Origin of the sequence: Acinetobacter psychrotolerans (genome assembly GCF_048552595.1) — a bacterium.
Classification (GTDB): domain Bacteria; phylum Pseudomonadota; class Gammaproteobacteria; order Pseudomonadales; family Moraxellaceae; genus Acinetobacter.
In genome coordinates, this window is record NZ_JBIMDK010000018.1 from 23,875 (window position 1) to 48,803 (window position 24,929).

Here is a 24,929-nt window from a genome sequence, read left to right on the forward strand (position 1 = left end):
ATGGCACTTCCATATATTACTTTAGGTTCACCAACAACAGGGGGCGGTAAAGTTATTTCTGCCCAAACGTCTTTTACTATTGATGGTAAACCAATTGCCTGTGTTGGGGATAAAGCAACTTGTCCGAAACATTCATGTGTTTCTACCATTATTTCTGGTGATAATCATATGATCGTGATGGGGAAACCGGCTGCTCAGCATAATTCTCCTTTGAGCTGTGGCTGTAAATGTATTGGTGATCAACATTTAACAGTAGGTGGATAATGGTGGTGGTCAAGGGGCAAATTATAGAAGTTCTACAATTTCAATCTTACAGTCAAGTAATTCATTGCAAAACATAAATAACAATCTTAGAGATGGGAATAAGAAAAATCAAGAATATAAAATATATACTATTACAAAATCTTTAACGACTAAAAGAATGGGAGATGCTGAAGCTAAAAAACTAGGAGAGGCTAATTCATTATCTGAAAATAAATTTTACATTTACAGGCGAAATAAAGGCTTATCCGTTGTTTCTGAAGAAACATTGAAAAGAATAAATAAAAAAATCCATTTTAATAATAAACATTTAAAACATGGCTTAACTGTAATGAGTAATTTATCTAATAAGTATTATCCTAATTTTGAAGATAATATTTATTTAGAATTCTGTGATAAATTATTCAAAGACCCCTTACAGAATATAAAAGATAGAACATCTGCTAAAAAAATTATTAATGAAATTAAAAGCATTTATGGTGTAAATGTGGCTGATTCAATACCAGAGACGTATGCTTTATATCATATTTATGAAGCTTTAGTTCCTAAGACTAATAAAGGTTATGGTAATGATAAATTTCAACATTTTATCTATAATGTATATTCTCAATTCAATCATGGCTATATACCAACTAAAGGCGCTCAACTTGGTGCAGAAGTCATAGATATTCTAAAAGGTAAAGGAAGTAAAGAGATTAGTACAGATTTAGGCAACGATATGGAAGCTAATATCGCTGGTTTAGAGTATGGATCAAACTTAGCAAAAAGATACGATGAAAGTATTCCATATAGAGATAAAAAATGAAAAATAAAGTTATTTTAGGCAGTTATTTATTAATAGTAGTCTTAGCCCTCTATAGTCTAATTTTCGAACATGGTCTCTATGGAATATATACAGATCTGATGCTTTCAAACTTAAGTGTAGACGAGGCTTTTAATTCGATAATGTTAATAACAAGTATTGCTGTAGTAATACTTATAGTGATTGTTAGTTTGATTGTTTCCCTAGTTAAAATAAAATCTTTTAACTGGTTATTAATAGGAATATTTTTAATTCAAGGTTATATTTATGGAATGATTATTTTAGATCATTGTAGATTAAGAAAAGAACCAAACGATGGGTTCACATATTCAGTAATTTTTGAAAAATATGGATTATTAACTGACATGGTAATCTCATTACCATTTATTATAGTGTTAATATTAATATTTATTTTGCTTTTTTATATAAAAAAGCATAAAAAATAATGTACATCCTCAAATTCATGTCATATCCAGCGATCAAGAACTTTATTTATGGGTATACAACTGTGGGAAAATAATTTGAGTTGGAGTTTAGAAGCAGCTAATAAAACTCAAGCACTAATTGTTAAGAAAAATAAATGATCTTATAAACTTTTTAAGAAATATTCTGTATTAATATAATGTTTTCAATTTAGCTATTATAGCATTAATTATTATAAAATTTTAAATAAAAAGCCCCATCATCCTGATGAGGCTTTTCCGTATTGGTTCGCAAGCTAGGCGAACGCCTATTCTATCTCACATCCTGTTGCACAAAATTATTTTTATTTTTCGTTGTCAGGGAACTGTCCTATTCCCTGTAAATATAGAATAGGACAGTTATCGAGCAGGCTAAAAAGGCAAAAGTGAATAGATGTTGTAAGTTAAAAGTAACAACGCTGTATCAAACATTTGCGTATTGGATCAATTTATTGATTACAGATTTCACAGCTTTATTATCAAACTCATTCCCTTCAAAATCATCATCTTTAGTTCGACTAAAAATATCTCTTAATTCAATCACTGCATTGCTATCAATCATACCGATGAAAGCACAAACTTGTTTAATTTGGTCGATTGAACGTGAGCCATTGGTTCCACCATAGCTGACAAAAGCAGAAGGTTTAGCTTGCCATTCTTTATATAAAAAATCGATGGCATTTTTAAGTACAGGGCTATAACCATGATTATACTCAGGTGTAACGAAAATAAAGGCATCACCAGATGCAATTTTTTTTGCCCATTCTTGTTGTTTGGGTTGGTCATAAATACCTGTAGCAGGGGAGTTCTTTCCTGCAAAAAATGGTAAATCCCATTCCTGAAGATCTACAACTTCAATATTTAACGTACTAAATTCTAATTTTTTAATTTCACGTTCAAGCCAATTTGCGACTTTAATTGCGATGCGTCCTTCGCGAATGCTGCCGACGATAATTTGAATATTCATTATTTATTGCTCATGCTTTAATTTTCTACATTATGAATAATTCATATCAATGATTTCGTTGTAATTTGTATCACTTTTATCTGCCCATTAAGTATTCAAAATAAAATCTGGAAGGGTAAATTATCACTCCAAGCTTGATCCTTAAAATATTTTCAATTCTAATAAGCAAAATTTGATGTGATTTAAACATGAAGAATGATCTAGCGTTAATTATGGCTTTACCAAACGAATCTAAGGGGCTGTTTGAGCAAGCTGGGGTCCAAATTCACTATAGTGGCATTGGTAAAATCAACGCGGCTTTTACGGCTTTTGATGTGATTCAGAAGATGGGTTGTAAAACAATTTTAAATTTAGGTTCAGCAGGAAGTTCATTTTTTAATGCACATGAGTTGGTCGAAGTAAAAACATTCGTACAACGTGATATGGATGTTTCACCGTTGGGATTTGAGGTAGGCGTAACGCCGATGGATCAGCATTTTCCACATGAAATTCAGCTTGAATCGTATTTCAAAGATTTACCACAAGGGATTTGTGGAACTGGAGATAGCTTTGAAACAGGTCAACCTAAAGTGATGTGTGATTTGGTCGATATGGAGGGTTATGCTTTGGCAAAAGTTTGTAAAAAACTAGATGTACGTTTAATTTCAATCAAATATATTACAGATGGAGCGAATGACACCGCACATTTAGATTGGGAAGAGAATTTATTATTAGGTGCTCAGAAATTATTAAAGTTATATCAGAGTATTTAAGTGAAATCTTTATTTTAAAATTCGGCGACCATAGTAAGCTATGGTCGTATGCCAAAAATAAATCATCACGAATGATCATCTATTGCCATTAATAAAATTAACGCGGTATTACTCCATACAAAATCATATGAATTGTATGTTCAGTTGCACGTTGGCACATACTTTTATTGCGTAAAGTTTTACCCGTCACCATTTCTAGCTGAGTGCTAAAGTCTGCATAATTTTGTGTTAAGCCCCAAATATTAATAATTAATAATTCGGGATCAATTTTGTCAGATATTTTGCCTTGTTCTTGCCAGTTTAAAATAACTTTGGCTTTCCGTTTAAATAACTTTTTAAGCGGACCTTTAAGGATAGATAGAATATGTGGAGCACCTTGAATAATTTCCAAAGCAAAAAGTTTTGAAGCTTTTGGTTGCGTTCTAGAAATTTCAATTTTGGTCATAATGTAATGCGCCAAAGCTTCTGTCGGTTCTAATTCAGCCTCTAACATTTGCAAAGGTGCTAACCATTTTTGCATGACCGTTGTTAAAACTTCTACATACAATGCTTCTTTATTTTTGTAGTAATAGAAAATATTAGATTTATGCATATCAGCCAGTTGTGCAATTTCATCTAAACTTGCACCACTAAAACCATAGACTGAAAAAACATCTAATGCAGCATTGAGTAGTTGCTGCCGTTTTTGAGCACTCTTTTTTTGTTCCATCGCGACTTTGAAGTATAAAATTGATCTTTAAATTGTACGGCAAAATGTTTGATTTGTGCACAGAAAGCAGCATTATTTTGAGATATTTCTTATAAATTATGACGAGCTTTTATTATTAAATTGATTGATATCATTTATTATCTATATATGCACCGATATAGCGCAAATTATTTATAAAAAATATCGTCATTTATTGCTCATTATGGCTATATTGTGACATTTATAATATAAATAGCATCTTAAATTAAACTGAATAATCATAAATTATTCTTATTAAATGGCTCTTTATACAAGATCAAACGTAAAAATTCTGCAGATCAAATAATTATTTATAAATCGTATATATTTAGAAATAGCTAAAAATTCTGCAGAACAGTTAAGTCAATCGTGAATATTGTTTTTAGACAATACTGTACCAAAGTGGCAAAATTTGTTTAAGTCGCCAGTACCGATGTCAGCACTTGTTGTTCTAACTCAGCAAAAGCAATGCCTTTTTGTCTTGGACGAGGTAAGTCAACTTTAAATTGCTGAGCAATATGACCTTTATCCAATAAAATAATTCGATCTGCCAGTTGTACTGCTTCACTCACATCATGGGTGACTAAAATTGTAGTAAAACCCTGCTCTAGCCACAATTTTTCAATCAGGCTTTGCATTTCTAACCGCGTTAAAGCATCCAAAGCACCTAAGGGTTCATCAAGTAGTAGTACGCGAGGTGTATGCGAAAGTGCACGAGCTAGCGCTGTTCTTTGGCGTTGCCCACCAGACAATTGTGAGGGCCAAAGGAGCGATTTTTCTTTTAAACCGACTTTCTCAAGTAGCTGTTCAGCCTTAGGATGTTGGTCTTTGCTTAAACCCAATTGCACATTTTTTAAAATATTTTTCCATGGCAATAAGCGAGGGTCTTGGAACATGACCCGAATATCATCCGAAGTAATGCCTTCACGGAAATTAAGCAGAGATTTAAATTTAATTTCGCCATAGCTAGGCTGTTCTAAGTCCGCAATTAAGCGTAGTAGGGTACTTTTACCACAGCCACTACGACCTACAATCGCAACAAATTCCCCTGCTTCAATCTTTAAATCTAAGTCTTCTAGAACTTTTACATCTCCATAATATTTATAAAGTTGTTCGATTGAAATTTCTGCGCCAATTTTTGCTTGATCCGATTCTACAATTTCTTTTGTAGGATGCAAATCATTGGCATATTGGCTAATGCTTAAATCGGTCATAGCGGCTCCTATTTTTGATAACCTGCGTGCCAACGCAATAAATATTTTTCTAAGAATTGTGCAAATACATCGGCGAGTTTACCCAAAAATGCATAGAGTAATATACCGACAAGCACGATATCTGTTTGTAGAAATTCACGTGCATTCATGGTCATATAACCTATGCCTGCTTGTGCAGAAATAGTTTCAGCGACAATCAGTAAGACCCATACCAAACCAAGTGAAAAACGTAAACCCACCAAAATTGAAGGCATTGCGCCTGGTAAAATAATTTCTTTATACAATTGCCATCGGTTTAAACCGTAGCTTTTACCCATTTCAATTAACTGTGGGTCTACGGAACGAATGCCGTGGTAAGTGTTGATATAAATAGGAAAAAATACTCCTATTGCAACTAAAAATAATTTTGCCGATTCATCAATTCCGAACCATAGAATAACCAAAGGAATCAATGCTAATGCAGGAATATTCCGAATCATTTGCAAAGTCGTATCAAGAAGGTTTGATGCAACTTTTGATGAGCCATTGAGTAATCCTAAAAATAACCCAAGCCCACCACCGACTAATAAACCTAGTAGGGCTCGACCAGCACTGACTTTGACGTGTTGCCAAAGTTCACCACTGACCAATAATGTCCAAAAAGCAGAGACGACTGCACTGGGAGCAGGTAAAACACGGCTTTCTAGCAAACCACTTTTAGAGGCGACTTGCCAAATAATGATCAATAAAATGGGTACAATCCAAGGCAGTAAACGCTGCCCGAATTGTTTCGTTCCACGTGAAACTGCAATTTTAGATTTCTCTAATCGATGTTTTTCAATGGCTATTTTTTGTGTTAAGGCATTCATGCAGACTCCTTTAAGGGAGCTTTATTTTCCTCTGGTGTATAGTTATTTGCGACAATTTCGCCAAATGGACCTGTAAGATTGGGTTGAGCTAACTTTTTGCGTGTTTCTAATGGAAGAAGCGGGAAGACCAATTCTGCAAAACGAATCGACTCTTCTAAATGTGGATAGCCTGAGAAGATAAAGGTGTTTATGCCTAAGTCTGCATATTCTTGAATACGGTCTGCAACGGTTTGTGGATCACCGACTAAAGCTGTACCTGCACCACCACGGACTAGACCTACACCTGCCCAAAGATTAGGTGATACCTCAAGTTTGCTACGGTCACCATTGTGCAGTTCAGCCATGCGACGCTGACCCACGGAATCCATTTGTTTAAATTTCTGTTGCGCTGCGGCAATGGTTGCATCATCGACATATTGAATGAGTTCTTCGGCTGCTTGCCATGCTTGTTCATTGGTTTCACGAACAATGACATGCAAACGAATACCATAATTCAGTTGACGACCTTTGTCTTCTGCTTTGGCTTTTACGACAGCAATTTTCTCTTTTACAGCAGCAGGTGGCTCGCCCCATGTTAAATAGGTATCCACTTGATCTGCTGCCAATTCAATCGCATCTTCAGAAGAACCACCAAACCAAAGCGGGGGATAAGGTTGTTGTACTGGTGGATAAAGCAGTTTCGCATCGTCCACACTCAAACGTTCGCCGTGGAAAGTAAATGATTCACCAGTATGAGAACGCTTTAAGATTTCACGCCAAATGGTGGTGTATTCCGCTGCAGTTTTATAACGTGTTGAATGGTCTTCATAAACACCATCACCTTTGAGCTCTTGTTCATCACCACCTGTCACAAGATTGAGTAATACACGACCATTCGAAAGGCGGTCAAATGTTGCAGCCATACGTGCAGCTAAAGCAGGTGTGGTTACACCCGGACGTAAAGCCACTAAGAATTTTAAATTTTTTGTTGCATCAATTAAGCTTGCAGCTGTAATCCATGGATCTTCACATGAACGTCCAGTCGGGATGAGTACACCTTCATAACCCAAGTTATCTACAGCTACAGCAATCTGCTTCATATAGGCATGATCCACTTGGCGAGCACCTTTGCTTGTCCCTAAATAACGACTGTCACCATGAGTGGGAATAAACCAGAAGATTTTCATTTCATTCATCCTTAGAAAATATTTAAAAACTATTTCGCAGTCCAAACGGCTTGTTGGATATTGATGCTGTTTGGAATAATTTTGAGTTCACTAAAACGATTTGCGAGTTGTTGCTGATCTGCAATTACTTTTGCTGTTAAAGGTGCTGCACCAGAAGGTCTAGGACGACGGTCAATAAAGACTTGGCTGACTTGCGGTTTTAAACCAGTACTTTGTGCAATGTTTTGAGCTGTTTCAGTTCGATGAGCTTGTACCCACTGGTCTGCAACATTGATTTGCTGAATAATGCTTTTTAATGCTTGAGGGTGTTGTTTTACAAAATCTGGAGAAGCTAAATAAAAAGTATAATTGGGGCTGAGACCTTTACCAGAAGCAAGCACTCGTGCCTGATCTTCGACTTGTGCAGATGCAAAATAAGGATCCCAAATTGCCCATGCATCTACAGCACCTTTTTGAAATGCAGCACGTGCATCAGCAGGAGTCAGCCAAATTGGTTGAATATCTGACCATTGCAAACCAGCTTTACGCACTGCTTGAACCAATAAATAATGTGCGCTTGAGCCTTTTTGCAATGCGATTCGTTTGCCTTTTAACTGGCTGAGTTGCGTTAATTTAGAATCTTTTTGTACTAAGATTGCGGAAGCCAAAGGTTTTGCTGCTTCATAAGCAATGTAGTACAACGGCTTATTGGCTGCCTGTGCGTACACGGGTGGTGTATCACCTGTGACACCGACATCGACAGAGCCGACTGCAAGTGCTTCTAAAATTTGAGGGCCTGCAGGAAATTCATTCCAAGAAATTTTGGCATTTGGAAATTCTTTTTCATACAGTTTTTGTTGTTTGGCAATGGCAAAATTAATAGAGCTTTTTTGAAAGCCAATTCGTAGCTCTTTTACACTCGGATCTACTGCCCAAACGGTGGTTGTACCCAACATTGCACAAGCAACAAGCATGGTGGTTAAACCATACGTTGTTAGGTTTAACCATGATGATGTCTGTTGCTGTGCAAGATGTTGAGTCATGTCTATTTCCTCTTATTTGAGTTCATTTAAAGCTGTATTAATTTGCCAAAATGGCAGCTTGGATATTGATTTTATTCGGGATAAGTTTTTGTTGATAAAAAGCATCGGCGACATACTGCTGTTCTTTTGCCACTTCACTGGAAATGGGAGCTACACCAAAACCCATCCGAGAAATAGATGTATTCAATACATCAAGGGGTAAACCTGTTGGTTTCTCTAAAAGTTTTGCTGCATCGGATTGATGTTGTGATACCCACTGGGTCGTCGTATTCAATTCATTCACGACAGCTTTTAAAATGTCTGGATGTTGTTCGGCAAACTTACGGTCAGCGAGATAAAATTGATGATTACTGACCAAATTTTCACCGGTTGCTATGACTTTTGCACCGAGTTGTTTTTCAGCTGCTGCATAGAATGGATCCCAAATGACCCACGCATCTACAGCACCTTTTTCAAAGGCAGCACGTGCATCGGCAGGAGGCAAATACACCACTTGAATATCGTCAAGTTTCAGATGGTTAGCTTCTAAAACCTTGAGTAACAGATAATGTACATTCGAGCCTTTATTTAGTACGACACGCTTACCTTTTAAATCTTGAATAGATTTGATGCTTGAATCTTTAGGGATAATTAAAGCTTCAGCCAAAGGGGCTTTGGGTTGATTGGCGATATAAACTAAATTTGCATTGGCTGCTTGTGCAAAAATGGGTGGGGCTTCACCAGCTTCACCAAAAACTACGCTGCCGACATTTAAACCTTCAAGTAACTGAGGTCCAGCAGGAAACTCCACCCATTTCACATTGACCCCTTTATTTTTTAGGGCTTTATCTAAATCACCACGTGCTTTGATAATGGGCAATAAGCCATATTTTTGATACCCAATATTTAAAGTGATACTTTCTTCTTTTTTTGAACAAGCGGATAGCATCATCACAGTGGCTAGGCTAGCGCTTAAAAGGGTGATTTTTTTCCACGTGGGTTGAAATGAACGAGCCATGAGTCACAATGCTCCAAAATTTTAAATGATGAAAAATGAATGAATATCAGCTTAGAGTGCTTTGCATTTTCAAAAAAATAAGTTTTATGTGATTGCTAATGAAAAAAAAAGATAAAAATAAAGCTGCGATGCTTATCTAAAATTATGCAAAAAGAAGTTGAGAATGAGTTTTATAAAAAGGATTTAAGATATTGAAAATTAAAAATTAAAACTTCTTTATTATAAATTTTTATAATTTTAGATAAGATTATGCTAAGAATATTTTAAACATCTCCATAAGGATAGAGCATATTCTTAGCACAAAATAAGATAATCAGCAGATGATTTATCATTGCAGATTTACAGTGAATGACTCAGGAACCCTTAGATCTGTTTTTTAAAGACCATAGAATTCCGTTGATAGTTATATAAAGCTTGGCGAGCTTCAGGCAGATCATCGACGTTTGCTGTACTAAAGCCATGCTCTAAGAACCAATGCGCCGTGCGTGTCGTCAAGACAAAAAGCTGTTGAATACCACGTTTTTGCGCTGTTTCTTCTAAGAAATGAAGAATTTGGCTACCACGATTCGATTTACGATAACTTGGATGTACGGCTACACAGGCAATTTCCGCAGACTGAATTTCGTTACCTGTCACTGGAATAGGATATAAAGCTGCACAGGCGAGAATTGTTCCATCGCGTTCGATCACAGCGAATTGCTCAATTTCATTTTCTAAGCGTTCGCGAGAACGATAAACCAAGATGCCATCTTCTTCGAGAGGGCGTAATAGGTTCATTAAGCCGCCAACATCGCCAATATTTGCCATGCGAACTTCTTCATAATGCGCATCGGTGATCATGGTGCCATGACCATCACGGGTAAATAACTCCTCAATCAAAGCACCATCGTAAGCATAGGACAGTAAATGCACACGATGCACACCTTTGAGTGAGGCTTGTTTAGCATTATGTAAATGCAAAGCAATTTCAAAATTAGAATCTTGATATTTTTCTATGTGCTTATCAAGTTGATGTGGTGTAATTTCACGTAATAATTGCCCATATTCATCCATCAAGCCTTGTTGACTGCCCAGAAAAATTAACTTATCGGCTTTAATGTGAATTGCTGTTTTGGTGGCAACTTCTTCTGCTAACAAGTTAAACACTTCACCTGTGGTCGAATACCCGATAGAACCCAACAGCACGATATTACGATTGTCCAAATGACGTTGAATTGCTTCGGTATCAATACTGCGAACTTCGCCTGTGAGTTGAAAATCTACGCCATCACGGATGCCGTAAGGTTTCGCCGTAACAAAATTGCCTGACACGACATCAATGCGAGCGCCGAACATTGGCGAATTGGCAAGCCCCATCGACAATAATGCTTCGATCTGTAAACGAATCGAGCCGACAGCATTCATAACGCAGGGTAATGATTCACGTGTGGTCACACGACGATTAATATGAATAGGGCTTTGAATATTTTTTTCTTTTAAATTGTCATTGATTTGCGGGCGCGCGCCATGCACGAGAATCAAGCGGATACCCAGCGAGTGGAGAAGTGCAATATCATGAATAATATGCTGAAAATTTTGATCTTGAACGGCTTCACCACCAAACATCAAAACAAATGTTTTATCACGATGAGCATTGATATAGGGTGCAGAATGACGAAACCAATGCACATATTGTTGGGTTGTGCTTTGCGTTGTTTCTAAAATGTCAGTTTGCATACCTATCTCAATCATGATGATCTATGAAATAGATTCTAAACAAAAAAAAAATTTGGGGAAGAGTAGAAATAAAAAAAGCACTCGAACGTGGCGAACGAGTGCGAAAAGGGTCTTCAATTTTGCCTATATTTTCTGAGCAAACATTAAAATAGAGTGATTGAAAGCTTCATCTTTTGCTCAATATTCTTTACTCATTAATATTGGTTGCATTCACAATACATTATCCAACAATACGGATAATGCGGTTATTACGTTCATTTACAAGTACATAATCGCCGTTTACTTTATACCACTGTTGGTATTTTCCTGGTTTTGGCAATTGGCGATAATTTTTGTAATTCACATGGTAGCGTGATGAGCTGAACTGGCTTGGTAAATATTGTCCTGAACGCCATTCACGACTTGGATTGGTACGATTGTGATCACGGTCATAGCGATTATTATTGTTCCAACGATAATCATTTTTTTGATTCCAATGATTTTGTTGATCATGCTGATTGCGATCATAACGAGAATCATGGTCAGCCATCGCAGAAGTAGCAACGAGAGCGCTTAAAGATAAAGCAATTGCAGTGAATACGTTTTTCATGAGACTTACCTTGTTTGACTATTGTCCTTCGATAAGTACAAATTACTGAACAATTGGAGATAAACGGTGAGCGAGATTTAGTTGAATTGTGAAATGTATGTAGACTTCATGGAGGATTGTAACTATTTTCAAGCGATTGTAATAAAGTGATGAATATATGGACAAAAAAAGCCCAAACTAAGTTTGAGCTTTAAAATTTTAAATATGATTAAGCTTACATACTATGAATACTAATAATATTATTACTGTCTGAGTCAACTAAAATATAGTCATTGTTAATTTTGTACCATTGTTGATTACGTGACGGTTTTGGCAGATCACTCTCTTTATAATCTACTTTATAGCTATTGCCACGATAATGCTGCGGCATAACATAACCTGTTTGCCATTTGTGTTGTTGTAAACGCTTTACGCCACGTTCTTCACGTTCACGTCGTTTTTCTTGAATATTATCGTCATTATTATCGCGGAAATTACGTCCACGATTACCACGATCATTGTCAGAGCGATCATAACCACGATCATTGTCAGAATGAGGCCCTGCACTGCTGATCTGAGCTGTCAGCAATGTTGATAAAGAGATTGCAATAATCGCTAAGATCTTTTTCATAGCTAACCTCGCTTTTTTGATGTGTTGTTTTTTACAGCACTACTGTACTGCTAAATTGCAGAGAAACTGTGAAGATCGTTCAGTTTTTCTTTTAAAAATACAGACATAATAAGAACATATTTCTCTAAATGATAAAATAGCTCGCTTCAAAGGTTTATATCACAAGCATTCAAAAATTTTCTTAGATTGTGACCAAATTCAAAAAAAATGTAAAGAATTATGACAATAACTTAGACAAAGGCATTAAATTAATGCCATTGATTTGTCATACTTTTTAAGCTGTTTACTGCATTTGCAACGCATTCAGCTTGTTGGGCATCGTTCAATGCTTGGATGAGATGATTGGGAAGTTGTAATTGCTCAATAGAGCGAATCACTTCAACTTTATATTTTTGGTCTTTCATGAAGGGTTTCTCAGTAAATGTTTTTATCTTAGAGATCACTATAGACAGAATTTATTTATTTGAAAAACTGGATAATATTGTTATTTTGATTGGTTAAAGCGATTTATCGTAAAAATGTTCTCTTCTTGAACCCTCCCTTTGTAAAAAGAGAGGGCGTATTTAAAGCTGGTTAATCTTGTGCATCAATGCTTTCACCATTCATCGTTAAACTATCATCGCCCATTAAATAAAGATAAGCAGGCATGATCGATTCAGGTGAAGGTAAAATTTTTGGATCTTCATTTGGATATGCTTTTGCACGCATTGCTGTACGTGTGCCCCCTGGGTTAATACAGTTATAACGGATACTTGGAAAGGTATTCTCTTTGGCAAAGATTTTACTGACGGCTTCAATGGCAATTTTTGAAACAGAATATGCACCCCATTCGGCACGTGCTTCACGCCCAACTCCAGAGCTTGCAAAAACCACCGAGGCATTTTCTGATTTTTGTAATAGAGGCAGTAATTCTTGGGTGAGTACAAAGGGAGCGCGCAAATTTACCGCCATAACATCATCCCAAACTTCTTCTGGATAATGTGCCAATTCCACACGTTCGCCCAAAATTCCTGCATTATGCAAAATGCCATCTAAGCGACCAAACTGTTGTTCCAGCGTATTCGCCAGCAGCTCATAGTCATGAGACGTTGCTGTAGAAAGCTGCAAAGGCAGAATCGCAGGTTGAGGTGCACCTAAAGATTCAATCTCATCATAAATCACTTCAAGTTTATTGAGTGTACGACCATGCAAAACCACAGTTGCGCCGTGTAATGCGTAGCTAAGCGCCGCAGCACGTCCAATCCCATCACCCGCACCTGTAATTAAAATAATTTTATCTTTTAATAAATCTGGGCGAGGTTGATATTCTGAATATTTCATGGGAGACCTCTTAATCGTTGTTATGATGTTGTTTAGGCTTCTATATAAAAACATTGAAACACCTTATTCAAGATGTTTCATTACCTTTTATCCTGTGATGCTACAGAATGAAGGGCTTTTTTATGGCTTAAATATTCACAAGTTTTCGTATAACTTGATGTAATTCATTCACATTATTGACAATACAATCTGCTTGCCAAGCGGCTAAATCATCTTTGTATTGCAAAGGTAAATAACCATACGCTGCGAGAATAGTGTGCATTTGTGCATTGCGACCTGCATCGATATCCCGTGGATGATCACCTACATAAATACATTGTTTAGCTGCAAGGTCAATCTGTTTGGCAGCAAGATACATCGGTTCAGGGTCAGGTTTGGTATTGATCACATCTTCAGGGCAGACCAGAACTGCACAACGCTCAGTCAGATTCAGTGCTTTGAGCAAAGATTCACTGAGCCAACGCGGCTTATTGGTGACAATTCCCCATGGAATATGATGACTTTCTAAATCTGCTAACAGGGGATACATGCCTTCGAATAAGTCTGTATCAACGGCAATATCATCACCATAGAGGTCTAAAAAGCGTTGGCGATGTGCTAAAAAAATAGGATCATCCACTTCAAGTTCTGGATAAACCAATTTGACCATCGCCCGTGCGCCTTCTGAGACTTGCATGCGAATCAGGTCAGCATCTACAATTGCCTGACCTTCTTCACGACACATGTCTTGAATGATGCGGATAAAATCGGCAGCGGTATCAATCAGCGTTCCATCTAAATCAAATAAAACCGCTTGCATTAGACACCTTCATTTACGGTATAGACCATATAATTGACATCGACATTGGGTGCTAACCAATAATGTTTGGTTAATGGATTGTAATGTAAGCCCGTCATATCTTTAAGCTTTAAACCAGCATTGCGAATGTCATGAGCAAGTTCAGATGGCTTAATAAACTTATGATAATCGTGTGTGCCTTTTTTCAATAAACGCAAAACATATTCTGCACCAATAATGGCGAATAAATACGATTTAGGATTACGGTTAATGGTTGAAAAGAACACTTGCCCATTTGGCTTAACCAATTTTTGACATGCTTGGATAATCGACGCTGGGTCTGGAACGTGTTCAAGCATTTCCATGCAAGTCACAATGTCGTATTGTCCTGCTTGTTCTTCTGCCAGTTGCTCTACAGGGATTTGTTTATATTCAATATTGTGAACATTTTCTTGTTCTGCATGTAAGCGAGCAACATTAAGCGGTGCTAAGCCCATGTCGATGCCCAATACATCTGCACCACGACGTGCCATACTTTCGGCAAGAATACCGCCGCCACAACCGACATCTAAAATTTTCTTACCTGTTAAACCGCCAGAATGTTCATCAATCCAATTTAAACGTAACGGATTGATTTGGTGCAAAGGACGGAACTCAGAGTTTTGATCCCACCATAACGATGCAAGTGCTTCAAATTTTGCAATTTCTTGTGGATCAACATTAAGTTGCGACATAATCGGCACCTCTGAGTAAATTGTTTTAATCAAAAATTAATTCAAGCTGTGCTAGTGTAACGATAATTCTGAAAAAAGCGATGAATCGTATAAAAAACTTCACAGAAGGAAAACGATTTTCCCATATTTGTTTTATAGTTAGTGCATAAGCTTAACAAGACGTCTTCGAGGACAATAAAGTCAATGAAAAAATTTATTCTAAGTGGCATGACTGCAATGGTGATGGCATTTTCTGCACAGACCATGGCTGCTGATTTTGTTGCAGGTAAAGATTATACAGTCGTACAGAACCCTGGGAAAATCAGCGTTCCAGGTAAAATTGAAGTACGTGAGTTTTTTTGGTATGGATGCCCTCACTGCTTTACATTAGAACCACATATGCAAACGTGGTTAAAGAAAATTCCAAAAGATGTACATTTTGTTCGTACACCAGCAGCAATGAATCCACTTTGGGAACAAGGTGCTCGTGCGTATTACGTGAGTGAAGCACTGGGTGTGCGTAAACGTACACATTTGCCTTTATTCCATGTGAACCATGCAGGCAACCAACAAGTTCTACAAAAAGATGCTTTTGCTAAGTTCTTTACTCAGTATGGTGTACCAGAGGCGAAATTTAACAGTATGTACGGTTCTTTTGCGATTACTGCTAAAGTAGCTGAATCGAATCAATTGGCACAACAATATCAACTTTCAGGTGTTCCTGCAGTAGTTGTGAATGGTAAATATGTTGTACAAGGTGAGAATGCTAAAGTGACACAAGTTGTTGATTACTTAATTAATAAAGAACGTAAAGCTAAATAAGCTTGTCGTTTTAAAAAACCCGCAATTGCGGGTTTTTTATTGGGTGGTGGTATTGTTATTTTGTTAATGGATACTCGATGTTATTGATGTCTTTGTCGTGTCCCAATTTTCGATCCCTTTAAAAATTAAACGGATTTGAGTCACAGATTGCTTTTTAAGTACCATTTTTTGCAATTCAAGTTCTATTCCTGAGTATTGTCGAGATAAGTTAATCCACGACATTGCCCAAGTAAAAGATAAATTAATTAGAATATTGGTAATTACCTTGAGATTATTCTCATCATCAAAGTTTTGTACAATCTCGAATTTTTTCAAATCACTGGCAAGATCATCATTTAAAAAGTCGATTTCACGTGCAATTGCTCTGCGCAATGCTTCTGAACCACCCCAACGTTCTGCAATCATAAAAATCCATTGCCGAGAACTGGTTTCAACCGCTTCAAAAAACAGCTCCATACTGGTTTTGGTCTTCGCTTCAGGATGCGCCAAACCTTTTCCTAATTGATGCAAAACATTTTTTAAATATAAGGCGACTTGATCGACGAGCTCTTTGCCCAATTCATCCATGTCTTGAAAATGGCGATAAAAAGCAGTTGGAACTAAGCCCACTTCACGTGCCACTTCACGCAAACTGATACTGGAAAATGAACGGCCTGATGTGCTTAAGCTTAAAGCAGCATCAAGTAAAGCCTGACGACTTTGCTGTTTGCGTTCATCTCGTATCGACATACTGGTTACCAAAGATTTTTGTTGTGACGAGTCTATCAAAAATTAACATAAATTAAACGACGAATGTCAGTGTACAGGTGTTGACTGAATTGAAAAAATGATTATAGTGTACAGATGTTCACTAAAAGAACATTTGTTCACTCAATAAATAGCAAGCACAAAGAGGAACGTAATATGAGTAGTTCTATGCAGTATCAGCCAGCTTCAAATCAGCACGATCAGTACCGCCCTGAGTGGGTTCGTGAAGATTTTGTTGATTTCATTGCCGAAAAATTCAATCCTGTTTGGGCTTGGAAAAAAGTGAAGGCAACAATCATTAAAAGTCGTGCAATTGGGCAAGACTTCTATCAAATTCAATTGCGCCCAAATCGTAATTTTAAACAGCAGCAATTTAAAGCAGGGCAGAGCATTCTGGTTACTGTGGATATTGCAGGGGTACGCCAACAACGTAGTTATTCTGTTGTGAAATTTTTGGCCAATGGTGACATGATTATTGCGGTAAAACAGCAAGGTAAAGTGTCGAACGTACTGACCCAGCTCGCTTTTGGAAGTATTGTCGAATTATCACAAGCGCAGGGCGAGTTTATCTTAGATAATTCTAGTGAGCCATTATTATTACTTGCGTCAGGTAGCGGCATTACTGCAATTTATTCGATATTGTTAGAAGCGTTACAACCGTCAAAGCGTCCAATTGATTTAATTTATTTCACTCGTGATGAAGCTTTTCATGCAGATTTAGAACAATTACATCAGCAACATGTGCAGTTTAATTATCATTACATCAATACTGTAGCGCGTAAGCAACATTTAACTGCGGAACTATTAGAAGGTCTTGTACCCGATTTTCAACAGCGTCAAAGCTTTGCCTGTGGTGCAAATGCAATGATGCAAAGCTTGAATCAAATTTTCCAAGATTTGAATATTTCAGCGCAATTAAAGCAAGAATATTTTCAAATCGCAGTTGATGAAAGCCTTGAAGTCCAGCCGATCATTTTCTTACGTTCACAGCAAACCTTTGAAGCGAAATCTAATTTACTTGAGAGTGCTGAGCAAGCAGGTTTGAAACCGACACATGGCTGTCGTATGGGAATTTGTAATACCTGTACTTGTACAAAAGTGAGTGGTTCAACCAAGAATATGCTTACAGGTGAGATTGATCATGGCTCAAATACTCAGATCAAATTGTGTATTAGCCAAGCGGTGAGCCCTGTAACCATTAACCTGTAATTTATTTTAAAGATTAAAGTATTTCACAATTTAAAGACTCGATTTAGAAAGAAGCGCTAGGCGTATGACGAGTCATGTTGTGAACAAAATTGAGTAGCAGTTCTAAATAAAAGGATTGCTCAGGAGAAAAATAATGAATATGTCAGTCAGTTTTACAAATAGTAAGTCAAAGCATTTAAACCCAGAGCAAATAGCAGAATTTGGTCGCCGTGTTGAAGAAATTCGCCGTGAGGTGATGGAAAATATTGGCGAGCAAGACGCAAAATATATTTATAAGATTCGTAATTTTGTGCGTTATAGCGAAATTGCGTCTCGTGGTATGTTGATGTTTGGTGGCTGGATTCCACCTGTGTGGGTGGTGGGTACTGGCTTGTTGGGTATTTCCAAAATTGTTGAAAATATGGAGCTAGGTCATAACGTAATGCATGGTCAATTTGATTGGCTGAATGATCCAAGTTTGAATGGTGCAAACTATGATTGGGATACTATGTCATCAGGTGATGACTGGAAATATACGCACAATTATATGCATCATACTTATACTAATATTGTCGGCAAAGACCACGATGTAGGTTATGGTTTACTTCGAGTAAGTGAATCGCAAAAATGGGAACCACGTTTTTTATTGAATATTCCTTTGGCAATTCAGTTGATGGTGTTTTTTGAATGGTATGTCGGTGTGCAGAATTTACATTTAGAGGATGCAGCCGTTTATAAGACTAAAACGTGGAAGCAAGTTTGGGCAGATTCAGAGAAGTTTCGTAAAAAAGCACGTCGTCAGATTTTAAAAGATTATGTATTTTTCCCAGTGATTGCAGGACCGAATGCTTTACCTGTTTTGGCAGGCAATGCGGTTGCCAATGTGATTCGTAGTTTATGGTCTTCTGCGGTGATTTTTAATGGTCACTTTACCGAAGATGCGGAAACCTTTGAAGCGGATAATACGGCGAATGAAACCCGTGCGGAATGGTATTTACGTCAGATTCGCGGTTCAAGTAATTTCACAGGGACGGAATGGTTGCATATTTTAAGTGGTAATTTGAGCCATCAGATAGAGCATCATTTATTCCCAGATATGCCTGCCAACCGTTATGCAGAAGTTGCACCACAGATTAAGGCTTTATGTGCTGAATATGGTATTCATTATAATGAAGCGAATTTCTTTCAGCAGTTTTGGAGTGTCTGGATTCGTTTAGCCAAGTGTTCTGTACCGAATAATTGGACTTCGACCATTACGCAATCTTTACAAAAGTTGAAGGGTATTTTTGCTTAACTTTCTTTGAGTCGTGAAAGTTATGTGTGGAATGTGATGAATCATGTAAAAGGCCTTTCTATTCTGGATAGGCCTTTTTATTGCCAATATTTTGGAGCAAACATGAGTTCTAAAACTTGAATCATCTGTATGTTGATTACACAAATTTAAAAACCACCATCTTGTAACAAAACCATCTGATCTGCTTCTGTTATACTAGTGCGCAATTCTTTTCAGTCAAAATTAGGACGAATTATGCGTATCGACCAACGAACATTAGATCAACTACGTGAAGTAAAAATTACACGTAACTATACTCGTTATGCGGAAGGTTCTGTATTGGTTGAATTTGGTCATACAAAAGTTCTGTGTACTGCAAGCATCGACAACTCTGTACCGCGCTTTTTAAAAGGCAAAGGACAGGGTTGGGTGACTGCTGAATACGGTATGTTGCCACGTTCAACTCATACTCGCAGTGATCGTGAAGCTGCTCGTGGTAAGCAATCGGGTCGTACACAAGAAATCCAACGTTTAATCGGGCGTAGTTTACGTTCAATGGTCGATTTGAAAAAATTGGGTGAAAACACCATCACTATCGACTGCGATGTGATTCAGGCAGATGGTGGTACACGTACTGCTGCAATTACGGGTGCAGCAGTTGCACTTATTGATGCGATGAATGTACTTCTAGAAAAGAAAAAAATTAAACATGACCCTTTAAAAGGTTTAGTTGCAGCAATTTCAGTCGGTATTTATGAAGATGAAGTTCTGCTTGATCTTTGTTATGAAGAAGATTCAAATTGCCAAACTGACTTAAATGTTGTGATGACTCAAGCAGGTGAATTTATTGAAATTCAAGGAACTGCGGAAGAAAAACCATTTACCCGCGCTCAATCCAATGCAATGCTTGAAATGGCTGAAAAAGGTATTCAAGAACTTGTGAAAAAACAGCAAGAAGCACTTGGTTGGTAATTTTAAAATATTCATATATTTTTATAAACAAAACGCATCTTCGGATGCGTTTTTTATTATATAAAATTGTTTTAACCTAAGTCACTTATTTATAAATTAAAACAAATATTTGATATTTATCATATTTTAAAAAGTATTCATCAAACTGCCATAAAAACTTCACTCTAGCGTCATACCAGTTGTATTGACTATCCCTACCTTTATTTCATGGATAGGACAATGCGAAATTTTTTGCTGATTTTAGTGACTAGTCTGAGTGTCTTACTCAGTGCTTGTAATGATGATAATGAAAGCTCAACGACGAATCCACAGCCACCCGCTGCTTGTAAAGTACATTGCGCACCATAATAAAAAAATAAGGAAATAGAGATGAACCGTCGTGATTTTTTAGTCAATTCAACAAAAACAATATTTGGTACAGCCGCTTTAGCCAGCTTTCCAGCCAGCATCCAAAAAGCTTTAGCCATTGACGCCAAAGTCGAAACAGGCACGATTAAAGATGTAAAACATGTCATCATTTTGACGCAAGAAAATCGCTCCTTTGATAATTATTTTGGGACGTTAAAAGGTGTTCGTGGGTTTGGTGATCGTTTTACCATTCCGCTATCCGACAACCGTAAGATTTGGGAACAATACGATAAAGATAAGAACAAAATCTTTCCCTATCATTTAGACAGCACGCGTGGCAATGCACAACGTGTTAGCGGTACGCCACACTCATGGACAGATGGGCAATTTGCTTGGAACCATGGCCGTATGGGCAATTGGGTACAATATAAGCAACCCCAATCTATGGGATATTACAAACAAAAAGAAGTTGAATTTCAGTTCTCACTTGCCAACGCCTTTACCCTGTGTGATGCATATCATTGTGCAATGCATACAGGAACCAATTCGAATCGTATGTTCTTATGGACAGGTTCAAACGGTCCTAAAGCTGCGGGTGTCGCCAGTGTCGTAAATGACTTGGACAGTATTGGTGCATCAAGCACAGGCTATGATTGGACAACCTATCCAGAGCGCTTACAACAAGCGAGTGTGACATGGAAAGTTTATCAAAACATGCCAGATAACTTTACTGACAATCCTTTAGCGGGCTTTAAACAGTATCGCCGTGCCAATGAGTTATCCGGTAAACCTGTAAACAATGACAGCACGTGTCCTGCTTATGATCCCGCCATTGATGCAACACAACCATTGTATAAAGGGATTGCCAATACGATGCCTGATGGCGGATTTCTCGCTTCATTTAAAGATGATATTGCCAAAGGTCAATTACCTCAAGTCAGCTGGATGGTTGCACCAGCGGCCTATAGTGAGCATCCAGGACCATCGAGCCCTGTACAAGGTGCTTGGTATATTCAGGAAGTTTTAAACGCTTTAACGGAAAATCCTGCGATTTGGAGTCAAACGGTTTTATTGGTCAACTTTGATGAAAATGATGGCTTTTTTGATCACATTCCATCACCAAGTGCGCCTTCAAAAGATGCTTCAGGTGTGATGCAAGGTAAAACCACCTTAAGTGATGAACAAATCTCATATGAATACGCTACACATCCCAAAGCTTCAGCAAGCCAACCTAATTTTACTGATCCTAAAGTCAGCAATGGTGTAGGGGTCTATGGTCCAGGAATACGCGTACCCATGTATGTGATTTCTCCGTGGAGCCGTGGTGGTTGGGTAAATTCACAGGTTTTTGATCATTCGTCTGTTATTCGTTTCTTAGAGCAACGTTTTGGCGTGCAAGAACCGAATATTAGTCCATATCGCCGTGCTGTATGTGGTGATTTAACCACAGCTTTTGACTTTAAAAATCCAAATACTACGGCTATTTCGGATTTGATGGGTAAAAAAACCAAAAATGATGCAGATGCGATTCGTAATGCGCAAGCGCTATTGCCGCCGGTCTCTCGTCCTTTAAGTCAGGTCTATCCTGTTCAAGAATTAGGAACACGATTGTCTCGGGCATTACCTTATATTTTACATAGTAGTGCGAAAGTTGATGTGGTAACAAAAACGGTGAAGTTAATGTTCTCCAATACAGGAACACATGCCGCAGTTTTCCATGTTTACGACAAATTGAATTTAGACGCAATTCCTCGTCGTTATATGGTTGAAGCAGGCAAGCAATTGGACGATGTATGGAACACTTCAAATGGACTATATGATTTATGGGTGTTGGGTCCAAATGGCTTCCATCGTGGCTTTACAGGAGATCTAGTCAAGTCTGCACAAATAGATGCATTGCCAGAAGTGCGTGTATGTGTTGAAGAGTGTGATCCTAAACTCTATTTAAAAGTTCGTAATGACGCTGCGAAAACAGCAAAATTGACGGTGAAAGCCAATGCTTATCTACCCAATAAGACATGGAATATCGAAACTGCTTCTACAGAAAAGGAGTTGAATTGGAATATGTCTGATTTCGGTGGTTGGTATGATTTTACTGTGACAATAGACGGTGATAGCACCTTTAAACGCCGTTTTGCTGGGCGTATTGAAACGGGTAAAGACTCATTTTCTGACCCTTATATGGGATTCATAGAATCTTAATTTTAAATAGCTAAATTTTTATGATTTAAATAAGGTGCGCTTTGCACCTTATTTTTGAGTTGATAAATGCTCACATAATTTGCGCAAACTTACATGATTAAGATTCCAATCATCTATTTATCTCAATAGATACATAAATCAGCTGAAATCCCTTGTTTCGTATACAGACTCTACAAATCTTTTCATCAGCCAATATTTAGAATATTTAAAATTTTAGCAAATGGCAGGCTTATGAAAATACTCATTGTTCTATTCGCAGTGATTACCTTTGTATTGATAGCTGGAGATCCACGCCGTGAAGATTTCGAAAGCAAAGAATTTGACGCAAAAAATAATGAACCACAACAACATGCTGAACAACAGCACGATCAAGAAGACTCAGGAGAACCTTCTTGATCATTTGGATAGGACTAGCTTTCAGCTTTTGATTTTAACATCTGATAAGTGAAATTCTTACCATTTAACACATCCATATTCATGTCTTTATACTGTTGTAGAATCTCAGCTTGATTAAATTCACAAGATTTTTGCGTTTGTGTACCTGTCTGATGAACGGTTGTATAACAAGCGCTCACCTTATTTACAAAAGCATAGTAAGGTGAAAGGGGAATATGCGCAGCTTCTAATACTTTAGGTGCTAAGAAATGTGCTGCCACAAAAGGCCCTTTAAATTGTTTATGATCAATCGGGAAATTTGCCCAAACTGCAAGTGGTGTTTCAAAGAAGCGCACATCTTTTTTCTCAGCTTTTTCTTGCTCTGATTTAAAGAAGCCATATTCATCGTAAACACTTTGTAAGTTAGGTAAATGGTCACCAAAGAAAATCACAATCGTTGGGCGATCAAGCTGTTTAACATGCTCAATCAGGGTTTTAAATTTATCATCAGCACGTTGCATACCCGTTAAATAAGTATTCAGTGCACGTTTACTGTTCTCACTCACACCATCTTTAGTGATTTTAAAATGGTCTTTACCAAAGCGATCATCACTATACATTGGATGATTTTCAACACTGATGGCATAGATAAATTGCGGTTTGTCGGTATTTTTAAGCTGATTTTCAATGCTGTTATAAATCAAATCATCAGTAGCCCAACCCGCAGCATTGATATATTTGGCACGGTCAGCCATGTTGATCATATTTTCAATTGAAGTAAAACGGTTAAAACCTAGATTTTGATAAACTGCGCTACGGTTATAAAAATATTTGCCGTTGTTATGCATTGCAGTTGTTTCATAACCCAATGTATTTAAATACATTGGTAATGAATAGGTTGGGCGTTTTAATTTTGATACATAAGCCAATTCATTATGATTTAAATAGGTATTTAGGCTGGTTAAAACTTCAAACTCAACGTTAGCAGTTCCTCCTCCAAAGCTTGGAGACAATAAGCTAGAAACCTGATTTTTAGTAATTGTTGGGGTGATGTTACGTGGAATGCTTCTATCTAATTTTGTGGCATCCCAATGCGACTCGCTCATCACAAAAACGATATTTGGCAATAACTTTTGTTGTGACTGATCATCTGATGCTAGATTCGATGTAGGTTCTTCATCATGCTCAACCGTCATTGGTTGATAAAAAGCAGCAACTTTTTCTTCAGGAATAACTTGTGTTTGGAAAATTTTATTGTTTAAGCCATCTACGGTTTTGGAAAAAAAGAAGGTCGAAAAACCTAAGTATTTAATGGTTAAATGATCACCGATCCAGTCACCACGGGTATTGGGTAAATATTTTGCATATTGGCAAATTGAATTTTTTGCTGCATTGACACACGCTTCACTAAAATTATTTTTAAAATTCGCAGTGATAAAGAAGCCAAGGATAGCAAAAGATAAAATGCTATTTGTTAGGAGAAGCGGCTTTGTCCCTAATTTCTCTTTTTTATAGAGAAATACAAATAGTCCAATAAACACAGCAATTGCTGCAAAGACCGCAATTTTGAGCATGATTGGAGAGGCGATAAAGGTTTCTTTAAATAATAAAAAATCACTAGGAACCAAACTCGCAGAAAGATATTGCTCTTTCTTGATATTTATAAAACTCAGTAAAAAAATAATAAATTGACTGAGTAAAATAGTCGCAAAGGTTTTTCTTAAAATTAAATAAAATAAACTAATAAAGGCGTAGTTTAAGAGAATTGAAAAGCCATATTTATACAGACGTGGTTTTAGATAGATGTCACGTAATTGAAAGAAACGCGTGATATCTTCTTGGTATAAGAAAAAAGCAAATACAGATAAAAAAGCGACAAGTAAAAACAAAACTTGTTGTTTCAAAGTCTTCATTGGCCTAATTACAGGAATGTATTGGAAGCCAAAGATTATAGGCTTATTCAGACGGCTTTTCTATGTAAAAACTGCTTGTTTTGTAAGCAAAATTAAAACTAATCAATAAAAAATAGCAAACTAAAGCATCAAAATTGCCCAAAGAA

Annotated in this window: 27 protein-coding genes; 11 read left to right on the forward strand and 16 right to left on the reverse strand. The window is 37.2% G+C overall.

Annotated features, from left to right (window positions below; all coding sequences use genetic code 11):
* Genes ACG94X_RS13775 through ACG94X_RS13785 form a run of 3 tightly spaced genes read left to right on the forward strand, consistent with a single transcriptional unit; the run spans position 1 to position 1,509 of the window.
* Positions 1-264 (forward strand): PAAR domain-containing protein, encoded by a 264-nt coding sequence (locus tag ACG94X_RS13775; RefSeq protein ID WP_419384276.1) that lies wholly within the window; start codon positions 1-3, stop codon positions 262-264.
* A complete protein-coding gene (locus tag ACG94X_RS13780) occupies positions 257-1,066 on the forward strand; it encodes a hypothetical protein (protein ID WP_419384277.1) in 810 nt (269 codons plus the stop codon). The genes ACG94X_RS13775 and ACG94X_RS13780 overlap by 8 nt, the downstream gene beginning before the upstream one ends.
* Positions 1,063-1,509: a hypothetical protein gene (locus tag ACG94X_RS13785; RefSeq protein ID WP_419384278.1), complete on the forward strand. Its 447-nt coding sequence runs from the start codon at positions 1,063-1,065 to the stop codon at positions 1,507-1,509. Before ACG94X_RS13780 ends, ACG94X_RS13785 begins: the two co-directional genes overlap by 4 nt.
* A gap of 439 nt (positions 1,510-1,948) precedes the next feature.
* Here the strand turns inward: ACG94X_RS13785 and ACG94X_RS13790 are convergent, their stop codons facing one another.
* Positions 1,949-2,491: an NADPH-dependent FMN reductase gene (locus tag ACG94X_RS13790; RefSeq protein ID WP_419384279.1), complete on the reverse strand. Its 543-nt coding sequence runs from the start codon at positions 2,489-2,491 to the stop codon at positions 1,949-1,951.
* 188 nt (positions 2,492-2,679) lie between these two features.
* Between ACG94X_RS13790 and ACG94X_RS13795 the strand changes: the two genes are divergently transcribed.
* Positions 2,680-3,243 carry a 5'-methylthioadenosine/S-adenosylhomocysteine nucleosidase family protein gene (locus ACG94X_RS13795; protein ID WP_419384280.1) on the forward strand — a complete coding sequence of 188 codons (564 nt, stop codon included), beginning with the start codon at positions 2,680-2,682 and terminating at the stop codon, positions 3,241-3,243.
* A 97-nt stretch (positions 3,244-3,340) separates the two neighbouring features.
* Here ACG94X_RS13795 and ACG94X_RS13800 read toward each other — a convergent pair whose 3' ends face one another.
* From ACG94X_RS13800 to ubiG, 13 genes are all read right to left on the reverse strand, one after another.
* Entirely contained in the window at positions 3,341-3,952 is a 612-nt protein-coding gene (locus ACG94X_RS13800) for a TetR family transcriptional regulator C-terminal domain-containing protein (protein ID WP_419384281.1), read from the reverse strand.
* 434 nt (positions 3,953-4,386) lie between these two features.
* Entirely contained in the window at positions 4,387-5,184 is a 798-nt protein-coding gene (locus tag ACG94X_RS13805; protein ID WP_419384282.1) for an ATP-binding cassette domain-containing protein, read from the reverse strand.
* An 8-nt stretch (positions 5,185-5,192) separates the two neighbouring features.
* Positions 5,193-6,032, reverse strand: coding sequence for an aliphatic sulfonate ABC transporter permease SsuC (gene ssuC, locus ACG94X_RS13810; protein WP_419384283.1), 840 nt, complete (start codon positions 6,030-6,032; stop codon positions 5,193-5,195).
* The gene (gene ssuD, locus ACG94X_RS13815) at positions 6,029-7,198 is read right to left on the reverse strand and encodes an FMNH2-dependent alkanesulfonate monooxygenase (protein WP_419384284.1); all 1,170 of its coding nucleotides are present in this window, start codon (positions 7,196-7,198) and stop codon (positions 6,029-6,031) included. The genes ssuC and ssuD overlap by 4 nt, the downstream gene beginning before the upstream one ends.
* 29 nt (positions 7,199-7,227) lie before the next feature.
* On the reverse strand, positions 7,228-8,151 hold the full coding sequence (locus tag ACG94X_RS13820; protein WP_419384327.1) for a sulfonate ABC transporter substrate-binding protein: 924 nt from the start codon (positions 8,149-8,151) through the stop codon (positions 7,228-7,230).
* Positions 8,152-8,257: 106 nt separating this feature from the next.
* On the reverse strand, positions 8,258-9,217 hold the full coding sequence (locus ACG94X_RS13825) for a sulfonate ABC transporter substrate-binding protein (protein ID WP_419384285.1): 960 nt from the start codon (positions 9,215-9,217) through the stop codon (positions 8,258-8,260).
* A 363-nt stretch (positions 9,218-9,580) separates the two neighbouring features.
* Positions 9,581-10,933: an amino-acid N-acetyltransferase gene (argA, locus tag ACG94X_RS13830; protein ID WP_419384286.1), complete on the reverse strand. Its 1,353-nt coding sequence runs from the start codon at positions 10,931-10,933 to the stop codon at positions 9,581-9,583.
* A 220-nt stretch (positions 10,934-11,153) separates the two neighbouring features.
* Positions 11,154-11,522 carry an RcnB family protein gene (locus ACG94X_RS13835; RefSeq protein ID WP_419384287.1) on the reverse strand — a complete coding sequence of 123 codons (369 nt, stop codon included), beginning with the start codon at positions 11,520-11,522 and terminating at the stop codon, positions 11,154-11,156.
* A 214-nt stretch (positions 11,523-11,736) separates the two neighbouring features.
* On the reverse strand, positions 11,737-12,132 hold the full coding sequence (locus tag ACG94X_RS13840) for an RcnB family protein (RefSeq protein ID WP_419384288.1): 396 nt from the start codon (positions 12,130-12,132) through the stop codon (positions 11,737-11,739).
* Between the two features lie 248 nt (positions 12,133-12,380).
* Complete coding sequence (locus tag ACG94X_RS13845) at positions 12,381-12,536, reverse strand: hypothetical protein (protein ID WP_419384289.1); 156 nt, start codon at positions 12,534-12,536, stop codon at positions 12,381-12,383.
* A gap of 169 nt (positions 12,537-12,705) precedes the next feature.
* Positions 12,706-13,452, reverse strand: coding sequence for a YciK family oxidoreductase (locus ACG94X_RS13850; RefSeq protein ID WP_419384290.1), 747 nt, complete (start codon positions 13,450-13,452; stop codon positions 12,706-12,708).
* A 127-nt stretch (positions 13,453-13,579) separates the two neighbouring features.
* Positions 13,580-14,251, reverse strand: a complete 672-nt coding sequence (locus tag ACG94X_RS13855; protein ID WP_419384291.1) for an HAD family hydrolase — start codon at positions 14,249-14,251, stop codon at positions 13,580-13,582.
* Entirely contained in the window at positions 14,251-14,964 is a 714-nt protein-coding gene (ubiG, locus tag ACG94X_RS13860; RefSeq protein WP_419384292.1) for a bifunctional 2-polyprenyl-6-hydroxyphenol methylase/3-demethylubiquinol 3-O-methyltransferase UbiG, read from the reverse strand. The genes ACG94X_RS13855 and ubiG overlap by 1 nt, the downstream gene beginning before the upstream one ends.
* Before the next feature lie 183 nt (positions 14,965-15,147).
* Between ubiG and ACG94X_RS13865 the strand changes: the two genes are divergently transcribed.
* Entirely contained in the window at positions 15,148-15,765 is a 618-nt protein-coding gene (locus tag ACG94X_RS13865; protein WP_419384293.1) for a thiol:disulfide interchange protein DsbA/DsbL, read from the forward strand.
* Between the two features lie 63 nt (positions 15,766-15,828).
* Here ACG94X_RS13865 and ACG94X_RS13870 read toward each other — a convergent pair whose 3' ends face one another.
* Complete coding sequence (locus tag ACG94X_RS13870; protein ID WP_419384294.1) at positions 15,829-16,494, reverse strand: TetR family transcriptional regulator; 666 nt, start codon at positions 16,492-16,494, stop codon at positions 15,829-15,831.
* A gap of 174 nt (positions 16,495-16,668) precedes the next feature.
* Between ACG94X_RS13870 and ACG94X_RS13875 the strand changes: the two genes are divergently transcribed.
* From ACG94X_RS13875 to ACG94X_RS13900, 6 genes are all read left to right on the forward strand, one after another.
* A complete protein-coding gene (locus ACG94X_RS13875; protein ID WP_419384295.1) occupies positions 16,669-17,721 on the forward strand; it encodes a flavin reductase family protein in 1,053 nt (350 codons plus the stop codon).
* Positions 17,722-17,854: 133 nt separating this feature from the next.
* Positions 17,855-18,994 carry a fatty acid desaturase family protein gene (locus ACG94X_RS13880; RefSeq protein WP_419384296.1) on the forward strand — a complete coding sequence of 380 codons (1,140 nt, stop codon included), beginning with the start codon at positions 17,855-17,857 and terminating at the stop codon, positions 18,992-18,994.
* Positions 18,995-19,228: 234 nt separating this feature from the next.
* Complete coding sequence (gene rph, locus ACG94X_RS13885; RefSeq protein WP_419384297.1) at positions 19,229-19,945, forward strand: ribonuclease PH; 717 nt, start codon at positions 19,229-19,231, stop codon at positions 19,943-19,945.
* A gap of 219 nt (positions 19,946-20,164) precedes the next feature.
* Positions 20,165-20,293 carry a hypothetical protein gene (locus tag ACG94X_RS13890; protein WP_262087376.1) on the forward strand — a complete coding sequence of 43 codons (129 nt, stop codon included), beginning with the start codon at positions 20,165-20,167 and terminating at the stop codon, positions 20,291-20,293.
* A 21-nt stretch (positions 20,294-20,314) separates the two neighbouring features.
* On the forward strand, positions 20,315-22,495 hold the full coding sequence (locus ACG94X_RS13895; RefSeq protein WP_419384298.1) for a phosphocholine-specific phospholipase C: 2,181 nt from the start codon (positions 20,315-20,317) through the stop codon (positions 22,493-22,495).
* Positions 22,496-22,726: 231 nt separating this feature from the next.
* Positions 22,727-22,891 carry an ABZJ_00068 family colistin stress protein gene (locus tag ACG94X_RS13900; RefSeq protein ID WP_419384299.1) on the forward strand — a complete coding sequence of 55 codons (165 nt, stop codon included), beginning with the start codon at positions 22,727-22,729 and terminating at the stop codon, positions 22,889-22,891.
* A 14-nt stretch (positions 22,892-22,905) separates the two neighbouring features.
* On the opposite strand, the gene ACG94X_RS13905 is transcribed toward ACG94X_RS13900, so the two are convergent.
* Positions 22,906-24,783, reverse strand: a complete 1,878-nt coding sequence (locus tag ACG94X_RS13905; RefSeq protein WP_419384300.1) for an LTA synthase family protein — start codon at positions 24,781-24,783, stop codon at positions 22,906-22,908.
* Positions 24,784-24,929 lie beyond the last annotated feature (146 nt).